Genomic DNA, 12,722 nt, shown 5'->3' on the forward strand with positions numbered 1-12,722 from the left:
ACCTGGAGCTTGAACTCTGTCTCGTACTTCTCCATGGGACTCCTTGAAGTTCGTCCAACTTCTGGGGGTCAGTTCAATCCCGGGGCGATTCAGGTCGGTTCTGTCGCAGTAGTGCCGCGGAGCCCAGTGAAGCGAGGCTGCTTCCTTGCGCTCAAAATGCCAGTGTGTAGAACTTCGATGCCGCAGGCGAAACTTGGCCTTCAGTGCAGTCGAGTTGGTCCCTCTTGATCGTGTGCATCAATTCAATGCCGGTAATGGAGACGCGTGCACAGCGAAAGGACTTGAATCCGAGCATCGGCCGCACGATGCGTTTGATCGCGCGGTGGTCCTGCTCCAGGACGTTGTTGAGGTATCTGCTTTGACGCAACTTGATGCGTGCGCCAGATGCAGCCTGCACGCTCAGGATGGCAGCCGTATTGGAGCCGCTCTTGTCCATGGTGATCTTCTCGGGCACATCGTGCAGGCCAATGGCCCGCTCCAGGAAACAACGTGCAGTAGCGCAGTCTCTCTTGGCACGCAACATGAAGTCGATCGTGTGGCCATCGCGGTCGACCTCGCGGTACAGGTACTTCCACTGGCCGGCGACCTTGAAATAGGTCTCGTCCATGCGCCAACTGGCGCACCGGCCGTTTGCGTCGTCGGAACACGGCGGTCAGCACCGGCAAGATCTCCATCGCCCAGCGATGGACTGTGGCGTGATCGACGAACACGCCTCGCTCGGCCATCATCTCTTCGATGTGCCGCAGGCTCAGCGGGTAGGCCGCATACCAGCGCACGCACAGCAACATCACCTCCAGCGGGTAGTCCAGTCGCCTGAGCTCCTTGCGCAACGTTCCGTTCATCGTCAACTTCCCTGATTCGCCAACCTCGCAGAGCAGCCGATGTGGCTTATCGCGACAGAACCAAATTGAGCGCATCGCGGCATTGCTTTGCTCACTACAGTTGGCAGCACCAGACTTGATGTCAGTTGTTCGGCACCGAGCCGACCGCCATGACCGCCATGGCTTGGCGACAGCGACCGCTTGAGAGCGTAGTCGACGCCAATGCTTCATCGACGCGAGCGGCGTTCGAGGTGGTAGCGCAGCGCTGCCGCGATGCACATGGCGATTGCGTTGCGATCGAACTGCTCGCCGATCCTGAGCAGGATGGCTCGATTGCGGTCGAATGCGAACCCGCCCGGGAAAAGCGTGCGAAACGTTCCGCCGAGCCCTGTGAGGCAATGAAAATATATCGCAACGTATTTCGGGCGTGCGGGTTTCCAGCCGATCCTCACGGTGCTGCCACTGCTCGTTTGCGAGGTGATGTACGCCGGCTCGCCCTAGCGTAGTGCTTCTTCGAGCATGCCGACGCCGGGCGTGCGCTCGGCCGTCGCGTAGATGAGCGCACGCAGCTTGCGCAACTGCGCGCGAGCTTCGCTTGGCCAGGCATTGAAGACTTTGCGTACCTCGGCCGGAAGCGGCGGCAGGGCCCTGGTCACTTTGTCAACCTCGCGTTCACTTATGCCAAAGTCTCAATCGGCTGGAGCGGCATTTGAAGGTAGGTTCGCAAGTCATTCGGCGCTGTCTGCCGCGGGCTGTTGAGGTACTCTTCAATCACCGGGCTGGCGCCGAGATGGCGGCCGCTTGCTGCAAGCCGGTGACCAAACAGCCACCGGTAAGCCGCCGGCATCGTTGCATAGGGGCCAGTGTGCGCAAGACGCGCGAACAAGCCACCATCGATCATCAGCGGCGTCAGACCCGCCCCCGGCGCCGCCGGTGCGCATCCCACGAAGACGGCCGTCGAGCGGAGGGCCACCGTCTTCAAGCTACCCGGATCCTTATGAAACAAGGTCAATATGCGCATGGCGGACCGCCCAAGCCCGAGCGCAGCCACGCGCGCGAAGAGTTGGTCGAAAGCCCTTTCGTTCGACAGACCAAGGCCAAGGCCAAGGAGTTCTCGCAACTCGACTTGGAGGTGATAGTGTGCACTTCGGTTCTTAATCAACAGCTATTGCTGCTCGGGGTTTTGCCCGCAGCCACCAAATGACGGTATGAATCATCTTTGCAAAACCTGTTTGCCTTGTGCCTGAGGCTCGCGATCCATCGGCTCGGGTTCGTCTGGTCATGCAACTCGGCGTTGGGGCCGTGCTCCTCGTCGCCGCTGCGTGGCTGTTCGGCTCCATTGCCGAAGACGTCGTGACGGGGGACCGCCTGACCGTTCTGGATGAGCGGGTCGCCCAATGGCTGCACCTGCACGCGCGCACCGGCGCGACGCACTGGATGTTGGTAGTTTCGGAACTTCACTCGACCGTTGCGATGACCTTCTACACAAGCATCGTCGGCATTCTGGCCTTCCAAAAGCGACGGTGGCGCCGCGTTTCGACGCTGGCGCTTTGTGTGGTCGGCGGCATGCTACTCAACGTGCTGATGAAGCTCGCATTTCATCGCGCCCGACCACACTTTGCTGATCCACTTCTTACCCTTACGAGCTACAGCTTTCCGAGCGGGCACGTCGCGGCCAGCACGATCTTTTATGGGCTCGGCGTAGTCTGGGTGTTCGGCCAAACGCGGGCGCTCCAATGGCGGGTTCTGGCTGTCACCGCAGCAGCGTTGGCGATTTTGCTGGTGGCGTTTTCTCGGATGTATCTCGGCGTGCATTACCTCAGTGACGTCGGTGCGGCCTTCGCCGAAGGCGTCGCCTGGGTCGCGCTTTGCCTGAGCGCGTTGACCACGTTTTGGCGCAAAGTCGGCTCCACGCCGGATACGCTTTTGGCTGAGCGCGGGCAGGACCGGCCGCATTCATTGCGATGAGCCGCATCTTCGTGATCCTCAATGCCAACTCCGGGAGCGGCCACGATGAGGCGCTAACTCGCCAGGTTCAGGGCCTGTTCGTGTCTGCCGGTGTACCCGCGGAGGTTTGTCTGGCCAGAGGGGGCGGGGAGATTGCCGCGAAGATCGCCGATGCCATCTCCAAGCACGCTGACGTCATCGTCGCCGGTGGCGGCGACGGAACTGCCAGCACGGTCGCAGCAGAGTTGGCGGGCGGCGATATCGCACTTGGGATCTTACCGCTCGGCACGCTTAATCACTTTGCCAAGGATCTGGGGCTTCCCTTGGCCCTCGATGCAGCGGTCAGGCAGATCGCCGCTGGGCGACGCACTCGAGTCGACGTGGGCGAAGTCAACGGACGCGTCTTCATCAATAATTCGAGCCTAGGCCTGTACCCGGACATCGTCCACGAGCGGGATCGACAGCGAAAACGTATCGGCCGCGGCAAATGGCTGGCACTTCTTTGGGCATCCGTAACGGCGCTTCGGAAGTACCCGTTCCTCAGCGTCTGTCTCTCGGTGAAGGGGATTGAGCATCGGCGGCGTACCCCTTTCGTCTTCATCGGCAACAATGAATATCGGATGGAAGGCTTTTCTATGGGCGACCGCGAGAGCTTGACCGGCGGCAGTCTGAGCCTTTACGCAACACAGCGAGCGGGACGCATACGGCTCGTGCAACTCTCGCTTCGAGCGCTCGTGGGGCAGTTGAAACAGGCGCGAGATTTCGACGTTGTGCTCGGCACCGAGATCATTGTCGAGAGCAGTCATCATCACCTGCGCGTGGCGACCGACGGCGAGACCAGCGTCATGAAGCCGCCGCTGCACTATCGCATCCGCCCGGCCTGCCTGACGGTTCTCGGCGCGGTTTCGTCGGATCGGCCAGGCCCTTGAGATGGGTCGTTGATGCGCACTTTGGTCCATCTTTCGGATCTTCACTTCGGCCGAACCGACCCGGCCGTGATCGAACCCTTGCTCGCCAGAGTGCAGGCGAGCCGACCGGATTGCGTCGTTGTTTCAGGTGACCTGACTCAACGAGCGCGGGTCGATCAGTTCCGTCATGCGCGTGCCTTTCTTGATCGCTTGCCCAGGCCGCAGGTCGTCGTTCCTGGTAACCACGATGTACCGCTGTACAGGGTCCTTGAGCGGATCCTAGATCCCTTCGGCAACTACCGTCGCAGCATCAATGAAGACTTGGAGCCGTCGTTCATCGATGAGGAGATTGCCGTTCTCGGCGTCAATACCGCGCGCGCAATGACTTTCAAGGGCGGCCGCATCGACGACGCCCAAATCGAATCGATCCGTTGCCGCATCGCCGCACTGCCGCCTGGAACTACCAAGATCATCGTCACCCATCACCCCTTCGACCTGCCCGACGTGACGGGCAAGGTCAAACTGGTTGGGCGAGCACGCCAGGCGATGGAAGCTTTCTCGACCTGCGGCGTCGATTTGCTGCTTGCGGGCCACTTCCACACTAGCCATGCGGGTGATACGTCCAGCCGTCACGACTTTCCTGGCTATGCAGCGCTCGCTGTACAAGCCGGCACTGCGACCTCCACGCGCAGCCGCGGTGAAGTGAACGCGTTCAACGTGTTGCGGGTCAGCGAGGAATCCGTCAGCGTCGAGCGCCACGCGTGGCATGCCGACGCTGGGGCCTTTTTGTTGGTACAGACCGAACGGTTCAGACAAGAGACTGGCCGTTGGGTCGACTACTGAAGGTGTGCGCTGTTTCGCTGAACCAGCCGTTAGCAGTGCTCGCAAGTAACGACAGTCTTCGCCGCCAGCGTTGAAGCTGTTCATGCGACTCGGCAAGGCAATGCCCCGGGTCGTATTGGTCATCGCACAGACGCTCCGGTCGCACGGGCTGCACCATCCATCGTGCTAGAGCGACAGCGGCCATACGTCATGGCCCTACTGCCCTCGACCACCCCTGAAATGAGGTCGGAGTTCCCATGAAAAAAGTCTTTCTCGTCGTCGCGCTCCTGGCATCGTTCGGCGCCAGTGCCGCCAAGTTGCCCTGCTCGATTCATCCCAAAGCGGGCATCACGGATGCAGACCTTCCGGCGTTGGCCAAAGTGACGCAGGCTGACGCTGAGAGCACCGCGCTCAAGGCCGTCAACGTGGCGGCGACCTCGGTCTCCAGTTCCGGACTGGAATCCGAAGGCGGTTGCCTGATCTATACGTTCGACATCAAACTGCTGAGCAAGACGTCGATCGTCGAGGTCGCCGTGGATGCCGGGACAGGCAAGGTATTGTGGAAGGTGTGGGAAGGGCCAAAGGCTCAGGGCACCGAAGCAGCGGCCGATCTCGCCGCAACTAAGGCAAAGAAGTAAGTCGCTTTGCATGCAGCGCAGCGCCGGTTGCCCTGGCAGCACAGCCGTCATACGGTCGTGATGCGCAGATCAGCTTGCATGATGGACCATGTCGTCCGTGTTCTCTTGCTTTTGACGAGGTACGGATAGGGTCGAGTTATGCAGACAATCCCCATGCCGGAGGCGCATACCGCCGTACCGGTCACGTTCGCCGGAATGGCGGTCACGTTGCTGGAATCACCGGTCACGTTCGACCGGAATACTCAAGTTGGACGATCGGCATGCGCCCGGACGCGCAGCGCGTGAACACGATGCTGGATGCCGCTATCGACACGATCGACATCAGCACCAACCGGCCTGTTGTGCATTCGGATCGCGGCGCTCACTATCGATGGCCGGGATGGCTGGCACGCATCGCGGATGCCGAGCTGACGCGTTCGATGTCCCGCAAAGGGTGTTCGCCCGACAATGCGGCTTGCGAGGGCTTCTTCGGTCGATTGAAGACCGAATGGTTCTATCCTGGCAACTGGCAGTCAACGACCGTTGAGCAGTTCACCCAAGCCTTGGACTCTTACATCCGCTGGTACAGCGAGAAGCGGATCAAGATGTCCTTGGGCGCGCGTAGCCCTCTTGACTACCGTCGAAGCTTGGAGTTCATGGCATAAACAGTCCAAGTTTTTAGCCGCAGCTCCTCTAGGTTAAATATGAGCCGGCGCCAGCAGTCTTAGTCATGCGTCGTCTCCGAGAGGTGCGTTCAAGTGCAATTGCAGCTGGCGCGACTTGCCGCTCCACGCGGCGCCGATGCGCAGCATAGATGGGAAGACCTGCATCGACACCACCGCGAGCCGCGTCGACAAGGGCCGCATGAACATTCGGGCGTAAAGCGCGGAGGCGCGCATACGCGGCGTAAAGTTGCGGCGCCAAAGCCGTTGGTACCGCGCGTGTGCCACCGCCAGCGCCAAGGGTGCAGACGCGGCAGCGGAGAAGCAGCCAAGGGTCTCCGCTAGCAGCGCTGCGGACTGAATCGCGATGCTGATACCTTCGGCCACGATGGGGTGCGCCTCGGCAGCGGCGTTGCCGACCGCGAACACGCCATCTCGGCCGAAGTCATGGATGCCTGGCCGGATCGGCCCCGCCCCGAGCCACTGGCCATCGCAAGAGGCTGTGGCCAGGACTGCGCGGACACCGTCGCAGTGTTCGAAGATGTGCGCGAGCACGGCCTCCCCCGCAGTACGCCCCGGGTGCCGAGCGCGGGCGGCGTCCAAATGGTCTCGACGGATGCAGCACGACAGACTGACTCGCGCCGCGCCGGTGTTGACCATGCCGCCGTAACCGCCGGGGAACGCGAGCAGCGGCATCAGATCTTCATCGAGCGTGCCGCCCAGGAACCGTGCCTTGAAGCCGAGAAGGTCCAACGCGGCGGCAGCCTTGCGCCGTGGCTGTGTGGGAAGCGGGCCGCGGTCCCACGAGCCGTGCGCGGCGACGATTACCGGCGCCTCCAGCACGATGCGTTCGCCCCGCTCTCGGTGCTCAATAGTGCAGGGATGTCGCCCGGCGCCGGACTCGAACGCTGCCACGGTCCACGGTTGCCAGAGCGTCGCGCCTGCCGCCACGGCGCGGCACAGGAGAACTGCGTCAAGCGATTCCCGGCTGACTGCGCGCCCCCCTTCGACCCCGTTGCCTGTGGCAGGCATCGGCGCCGTGACCATCGACGTGCGCGCGAACACCCCGACGCGGCGCACGACGGGCCCCGCCTGGCCCCTGAGTTCGTCGCCGACCCCAAGCGCATCGAGGAGCGGCCACGTCGTGGCCGAGACGAACTCACCGCATACCTTGCGGCGCGGGAATGCAGCTTTCTCGACGATCGCTACACGCCAGCCCGACCGCGACAGTAGCAGCGCTGCGGTCGCGCCCGCAGGCCCGCTACCGACCACGATAGCGTCGTACTGTAAAGCGGGTGAGGCGCTCACGTCTTGCGCGCCAGCAGGCAGTGGCTGAAGAGACCTGCCGGATACTCGCGCAGCGACCAGCCTTCGTGGCTCGGCCAATGCGCCGACAGTTCGCAGTCCCGAAAGCCGGCGTGAACGCTGAGCACCGCATCCTCGCGAGTCACTGTCCCGGCGCCGATCAGGCCGACGAGGTGGCTGCCAATCAGCGCTGTGATATTTCGCCGTGGTTCGCAGCAGAAGAACAGTGGCGTGACCTTGGATAGCGCGCGCAACAGATGTCCGAGCTCATCGCCTTCGAAGTGGTGGACAAACAGGTTCGCGACAACGATGTCCCAACCGCATTGCTGGTTCCTACTTAGCCAGTCGAACACGTCGGCGACAACGATGATGGGCTGCCAACCGACCGCGCGCAAACCGTGCAGCGTCGACTCGGCGACGGTGTCCTGGCGATCGAGCAAAGTCCATGACACGCGCGGCCACTGCCGCGCATGTCTGTGCGCGAAGCGCAGTGCCAGCGAGCCGTCGCCTGCACCGAGCTCGAGGATGCGTAGCGGCGCGCGGTTTGGCTTGGCGCCGATCGCACGCGTCATGATCGAAAGAGTGCCCATCACGACGTGAAGGCGGCGAAGGTCACGGCGAGATCGCTGCGCGGCAGGGTCGTCGGCACTAAGCGAGTCAAGCGCCTCGGGCGTCACCTGGCGCGGCATCAGGGATGAAGTGTTCATTCGCCGATGCTCACCCGACCTTGAGCAAAGCACCGTGGCAAGAAAAGCCAGCGCCGAACGACGACAGCCACCACCAGCCATCGGGGGCCTCGTCGGCCAGCGCCGCCTGCAGCACGAAATACACAAACGCGCTCGACAGATTGCCGTATTCCCGCAGCATCTCCGCGCTGTAGCGAAGGTCCGGCTTTGTGAGTTCGAACCGCGTTTCGATTGCTTGCAGCACATCCCGCCCACCCGCGTGCATGATCCATGTGTTCACGTCTGATAGCGTGACACGAGCGCGATCGAGCACCGTATTCAGCACCGCAAGTGCATTGGATGCGGCGAGTCCGGGAACTTCTTTGGTAAGAATGTTACGCAGCATCCCCGCGCGGCTTTCGAACCTGAGAGCGCGCCTGTGCTCGGGCAATACCAGCGAGGTGTTGTCCGTCCACTCGATGGAGCGCCCATCCGAGCGGGGCTCGCGTGACAACACCGCCGCGCCCGCGCCGTCACCAAACAAGCAGGCACTGATGAGAACCCCGGGATCGTCGTCAAGGTACATCGCCGCACTGCTGACCTCGACGCAAACTGACAAAACATGGCGGCAATCACCGCCGAGCAGCAGGGCCCGACCCATTTGCATGTTCGGAAGGGCCGCGGCGCAACCCTGGCCTACTAAGTCATAGGCTTGGACGTTCGGTCGGAGCCCCAGGCGTTCGACAACATAGCCGGACAGGCCAGGACACAGGTAGCCGGTACATGTGCTGACGACGACAGCATCGATGTCGGCGACCAGGAGACCGGCCCTCTCCACCGCGCGAAACGCCGCGTCGGATGCGAGCGCGGGCGCGTTGCGGAGGAATCGTTCACTCAACGTGTCAGGGTCGATCTGGAAAATATCTGCCAGGCGATCCACCGCCAACCGACGTGCGTCGATACCGTTGTCGCGTTGCAGCACCGTACGCGCGATGGTGTGAGACCTGCGGTCGAGCCTGCCGAACCAGTCTGAAGCTTCAAACTCAGCCAGGCACTCAGCTTTCGTAAATCGGTTCTGCGGAACGGACGTCTCAACGCTTCTAATGAACGTCGGCCTCGAAATCAACTGCCTACTCCTGAAATCCCCAAAGCAACGATGTTCGGCACTTGGCCAGTTGCGCGCGGTAGGAGGGTTGTGTTGCTAGAGGGGTGCGCGTCCAACGGAGCAAGTGTCATAAACCATGGTGTCCGCCAGCCAAAGACAGCTGTGTAGGACATCCACGCGACTGGTAGGCCCTCTGGCGTCGTGTGTTGGCAGGGACGTTGAAGAACCCCGAGATCTTTCCGACAATTGCGATATTGAGCAGACCGAGGAGCGACGATGCGAGGCAGTGGCGGCTACAACGCGAGTCTGTTTTCGAAGGTGACGCTGGAAGACTCCGTGCCTGCGAATCATCCGCTGCGACCGATTCGCACATGGATAAACGAAGCGCTTGCCAAGACGGACGAGCGTCATTCGGCTGTGTATTAAGCCGACGTCAATGGAGGCCATCCGAGCATAGCGCCCGAGAAGCTGGTGCGTGCAATGCAGCTGCAGGTGCTCTACAGCGTTCGCAGCGAGCGGCAACTTGTCGAGCAGATCAACTACAACTTGCTGTTCCGTTGGTTCGTCGGCCTGTCGATCGAAGATGCAGTCTGGAACCACTCGGTATTCAGCAAGAACCGCGACCAGATGATCGAGCACGTCGTCGTCATCGAACTGTTCAACGCTACGGTCGATATGGCCAAGGCCAAGGACCTGCTGTCTGGCGAACACTTCAGCGTCGACGGCACGCAGATCAAGGCCTGGGCCAGTCACAAGAGCATGCGTCGCAAGGACAGCGGTGACGACGGGCGCGACCCCGAGGACTGGCGTGGTGAGCGGCGCAGCAACGAGATCCACGAGTCCCGGACCGATCCCGATTCGCAGTTCTATCGCAAGAGCAACGCGGCACCGGCGCTGCCCAGCTTCCTGAGGCACATCGCCACTGACAACCGCCATGGCCTGGTGGTGAACGTGCAGACCATGAAGGCCACTGGGACTGCCGAGTGTGATGCGGCCGCGGTGATGCTCGGGGAGATCGAAATTCGGGAGCAGCGCATCACCGTTGGAGCCGACAAGGCCTACGACACACGTGGTTTCGTGCGGGCGTGCCGCGACATCGATGGGCGAACCACACGGCATATTGACCTTGCCCTCGAAAAACGTACCCCTTGCTGAGTGTTTCCATTCAAGCAAGGAGAACGGAAATGACGAAGACGGCAAGAGCGCGCTACACGCTCGAATTCAAGCAGGAGGCGGTGCGACTGGTCCAGGGTGGTCAGAGTCGATTCGGCCATCGCTGGCATAGCGCGTGAGGGCTGCCCATCGGCGGTGCGAGTACAAGATGGCGCGCGCCAGGCCCGACTTGACCGACGTGGCGGCCAACTGCTGGGACAACGCTTGCAGTGAGACGCTGTTCGGGTCGTTGAAGGTGGAGCGGCTGCACGGCAAACGGTTCAAGACCCGGCGCGAGGCGAAGGACGAAACCATCGATTGGCTGCTCTGGTACAACCGCGACCGGCTGCACTCTACGCTGGCATACGTCAGCCCGATGCAGTTCGAGCAGGGCTGGCTTGCCAATCAGCCACAGCAAGCCAACTCACGAACTCGGCTATGGGGTACGGATTCCAGGGGCAAGGTCAGGGAGGCAATCCAGCGATGGCAGCCTCGGTCAAAGTCCATCGGCCCAAAGAGCCCCGAGGGTAAAGCCTTGACGGCCCGCAATGCATATGCCGGGGGCTTTGAAAAGACGTTGCGCCAGCTACGTGCGGCTATGCACCGTCAAAAAGAGCAACTCCCAACGCCTTGAATTTAAAGGACTGGTCAAAGCCGCCGAGTGCGGGCTTCGGTAATGACTTGGCGGATTTGCACCGCGTTTTTCGTCGCTACCGTCGAATTTCCTCATCGCAATGGGACGACGGGTCTGCAAGCCTTCGTCCTACGTCTTCAATAACTTATTCACTACATGCTGCGCGCTGGAGAGAAGTCGATTTTTGCCGCTAGGACGAAATTTTGACTCAGTGCAAGCGCTGAATGCTCTTAATTAAGAGCACTTAAAGCGTTTTCAATCATCTGCCATTGGGCAAGAAAGTCTCCTATGCATCGTTTCCTTGCCAACAACCGTGATGAGTTAATTGCCCGGTGCAAGCTCAAAGCGGCACAGCGGCCTTACCGCGCGGCGTCCGAAGAGCGTCTGGTCCAAGGCGTGTCGATGTTCCTGGATCAACTGACTCGAACACTTGCCGCCGAAACAAACAACGACGGCGATGCGAGCGTCAAAATCTCCGGGCCGTCCGGCGGGGATGCGCTGGCCTTGTCTGAAATTGGCGTGAGCGCGACAGCACACGGCAAAGCGCTTTTGAATCTGGGCTACACGGTAGATCAGGTGGTCCACGACTACGGCGATGTGTGTCAGGCGATCACTGATCTGGCTTTCGAGCGGGACGCGCCTTTTACCGTTGATCAATTCCGCACACTGAATCGATGCTTGGATAACGCCATCGCTGATTCAGTTGCGGAATTCAGCTTTCAGCGTGACGCGCAAATTTCCGTGCATCAGATTGCCGGCGAGAAACAGAGGCTGGGGTTTTTGGTTCACGAGCTCCGCAATGCACTGGGAACGGCCACCCTTGCGTTTCGCGCGCTGGAGTTGGGCAATATGACAGTCAAGGGCGCTACTGGTGCGGTCCTGTCGCGCAGTCTTGAAGCGTTGAATCTGCTGATCGGCGGTGCACTTGTCGAAGTGCGTGGTGAGAAGCCACATGAACGTCGAACGTTTTCGCTGGCTTCGTTCATCGCGGATTCTGCAATTGCAGGTCGATTCAGTGCCGATTCGCTAGGGCGGAGTTTTGAGGTGTGCGACGTGGACCCAGTGCTGGCGATCAACGCGAATCGAGAGCTTCTGCACGCTGCGTTGGCGAACTTGCTGCAGAACGCTTTCAAGTTCACTCACGCAAATACCGCCGTGACTTTGAACGCTCATGCTTTTGGAGAATTCGTTCTGATCGACGTCGAGGACCATTGCGGCGGCCTGCCTCCCAAGGGTGTCGAGAATATGTTCGTGCCCTTTAAGCACAGCGGCCACGCAAATGCTGGGTTGGGGCTGGGCCTGTCTATCGCCCGGCAGAGCATTGAAGCAGATCTGGGAACTTTAAGCGTGCGTGACGTGCCGGGAACCGGCTGTGTCTTCACCATCAGTCTGCCGCGGTACTCACTTGCTTAGAGGCACGGCGATCGACCGTCGAGACGTTGTAGGGCGATCTTCGGGCGCATAGGACTCCGCAGTCCTTGCCTCGCGGGAGTGGAGTTCAATCTTTGGCGTTCACCAAGCGAAAACGCGTCGACGCCCTGCAGGGCCGCCTCCGATGTGCTTGAAGGCAAGCTTCTCCCTGATCAACTCAAGGGCCGCACGATCGTGGTCGGGCCGTCGCGCAATGTCGCGCTGGGCACGCTAGCCGTGCTGTGGTACGTCGCTACCGGCACCGGCACCGGCACGACATTGGTCTCCTCAACGGAAGTCCACGCGAGCGCCATCGACGCGCTGCAGCAAGGCCGCTACATCCTGGGGGCGTCGCCATGGGTGCTGTACCTATCCTTGGCACTTTCAATGTGGTTGGTGTTTTTTGCGTTCGACAGGGCACTAAAAGTAGCACAGCTGGTGTAGTCACTATTCAGGACGAGGGCACCGGCATGGCACCGGTCGTGTTGGACGCGTTGCTCGATCGCGCGCCCCAGGGCCAGAGCTGGCCCCGGAAATCTGAACAATCCGATAAGTGTGGAAACTGCTGCTGCTGGCGAGGACCTCGCCTGTGAAGATTGGAGCAAAGATGAGCAGAAGACCCCGCCGCACGCACTCAGCGGCATTCAAAGCCAAGGTGGCGCTGGCGGCCGTTC

Annotated in this window: 13 protein-coding genes and 3 pseudogenes; 10 read left to right on the forward strand and 6 right to left on the reverse strand. The window is 61.1% G+C overall.

Features of this window, described 5'->3' with window-relative positions; genetic code table 11:
- Nucleotides 1-151: 151 nt before the first annotated feature.
- From QN413_RS25990 to QN413_RS26000, 3 genes are all read right to left on the reverse strand, one after another.
- Nucleotides 152-842 (reverse strand): IS6 family transposase gene (locus tag QN413_RS25990; protein ID WP_323499484.1). Its coding sequence is split into 2 segments (ribosomal slippage): nucleotides 152-620 and nucleotides 619-842, totalling 693 coding nucleotides; the frame shifts between segments, so codons are not numbered across the junction.
- A gap of 476 nt (nucleotides 843-1,318) precedes the next feature.
- Nucleotides 1,319-1,477: a hypothetical protein gene (locus tag QN413_RS25995; protein WP_323499485.1), complete on the reverse strand. Its 159-nt coding sequence runs from the start codon at nucleotides 1,475-1,477 to the stop codon at nucleotides 1,319-1,321.
- 20 nt (nucleotides 1,478-1,497) lie between these two features.
- Nucleotides 1,498-1,842, reverse strand: coding sequence for a GyrI-like domain-containing protein (locus QN413_RS26000; protein WP_323499486.1), 345 nt, complete (start codon nucleotides 1,840-1,842; stop codon nucleotides 1,498-1,500).
- On the opposite strand from QN413_RS26000, the gene QN413_RS26005 reads away from it, so the two are divergent.
- From QN413_RS26005 to QN413_RS26030, 6 genes and pseudogenes are all read left to right on the forward strand, one after another.
- Nucleotides 1,819-2,025 carry a hypothetical protein gene (locus tag QN413_RS26005; RefSeq protein ID WP_323499487.1) on the forward strand — a complete coding sequence of 69 codons (207 nt, stop codon included), beginning with the start codon at nucleotides 1,819-1,821 and terminating at the stop codon, nucleotides 2,023-2,025. The genes QN413_RS26000 and QN413_RS26005 overlap by 24 nt on opposite strands.
- Nucleotides 2,026-2,102: 77 nt before the next feature.
- Nucleotides 2,103-2,789, forward strand: coding sequence for a phosphatase PAP2 family protein (locus tag QN413_RS26010; RefSeq protein ID WP_323499488.1), 687 nt, complete (start codon nucleotides 2,103-2,105; stop codon nucleotides 2,787-2,789).
- The gene (locus tag QN413_RS26015; protein WP_323499489.1) at nucleotides 2,786-3,697 is read left to right on the forward strand and encodes a diacylglycerol/lipid kinase family protein; all 912 of its coding nucleotides are present in this window, start codon (nucleotides 2,786-2,788) and stop codon (nucleotides 3,695-3,697) included. The genes QN413_RS26010 and QN413_RS26015 overlap by 4 nt, the downstream gene beginning before the upstream one ends.
- Before the next feature lie 12 nt (nucleotides 3,698-3,709).
- The gene (locus QN413_RS26020; protein WP_323499490.1) at nucleotides 3,710-4,519 is read left to right on the forward strand and encodes a metallophosphoesterase family protein; all 810 of its coding nucleotides are present in this window, start codon (nucleotides 3,710-3,712) and stop codon (nucleotides 4,517-4,519) included.
- 236 nt (nucleotides 4,520-4,755) lie between these two features.
- Nucleotides 4,756-5,136, forward strand: a complete 381-nt coding sequence (locus QN413_RS26025; protein ID WP_323499491.1) for a PepSY domain-containing protein — start codon at nucleotides 4,756-4,758, stop codon at nucleotides 5,134-5,136.
- A 245-nt stretch (nucleotides 5,137-5,381) separates the two neighbouring features.
- Nucleotides 5,382-5,780 (forward strand): annotated as a pseudogene (locus QN413_RS26030) (transposase); the annotation flags it as partial.
- Nucleotides 5,781-5,843: 63 nt separating this feature from the next.
- On the opposite strand, the gene QN413_RS26035 reads toward QN413_RS26030, so the two are convergent.
- The 3 genes from QN413_RS26035 to QN413_RS26045 are packed head-to-tail and all read right to left on the reverse strand — an operon-like array spanning nucleotide 5,844 to nucleotide 8,729.
- Nucleotides 5,844-7,085: an NAD(P)/FAD-dependent oxidoreductase gene (locus QN413_RS26035; protein ID WP_323499492.1), complete on the reverse strand. Its 1,242-nt coding sequence runs from the start codon at nucleotides 7,083-7,085 to the stop codon at nucleotides 5,844-5,846.
- Nucleotides 7,082-7,789 carry a hypothetical protein gene (locus tag QN413_RS26040; RefSeq protein WP_323499493.1) on the reverse strand — a complete coding sequence of 236 codons (708 nt, stop codon included), beginning with the start codon at nucleotides 7,787-7,789 and terminating at the stop codon, nucleotides 7,082-7,084. The genes QN413_RS26035 and QN413_RS26040 overlap by 4 nt, the downstream gene beginning before the upstream one ends.
- A 10-nt stretch (nucleotides 7,790-7,799) precedes the next feature.
- A complete protein-coding gene (locus tag QN413_RS26045) occupies nucleotides 7,800-8,729 on the reverse strand; it encodes a type III polyketide synthase (protein ID WP_323499494.1) in 930 nt (309 codons plus the stop codon).
- 399 nt (nucleotides 8,730-9,128) lie between these two features.
- On the opposite strand from QN413_RS26045, the pseudogene QN413_RS26050 reads away from it, so the two are divergent.
- From QN413_RS26050 to QN413_RS26065, 4 genes and pseudogenes are all read left to right on the forward strand, one after another.
- Nucleotides 9,129-9,995 (forward strand): annotated as a pseudogene (locus QN413_RS26050) (IS5 family transposase); the annotation flags it as partial.
- A 217-nt stretch (nucleotides 9,996-10,212) separates the two neighbouring features.
- A pseudogene (locus tag QN413_RS26055) lies at nucleotides 10,213-10,425 on the forward strand (IS3 family transposase); the annotation flags it as partial.
- Between the two features lie 501 nt (nucleotides 10,426-10,926).
- Nucleotides 10,927-12,051, forward strand: a complete 1,125-nt coding sequence (locus QN413_RS26060; RefSeq protein ID WP_323499495.1) for a HAMP domain-containing sensor histidine kinase — start codon at nucleotides 10,927-10,929, stop codon at nucleotides 12,049-12,051.
- Between the two features lie 78 nt (nucleotides 12,052-12,129).
- Entirely contained in the window at nucleotides 12,130-12,492 is a 363-nt protein-coding gene (locus tag QN413_RS26065) for a hypothetical protein (RefSeq protein ID WP_323499496.1), read from the forward strand.
- Nucleotides 12,493-12,722 lie beyond the last annotated feature (230 nt).

Origin of the sequence: Variovorax sp. LG9.2 (assembly GCF_035018885.1) — a bacterium.
Taxonomy (GTDB): domain Bacteria; phylum Pseudomonadota; class Gammaproteobacteria; order Burkholderiales; family Burkholderiaceae_C; genus Variovorax.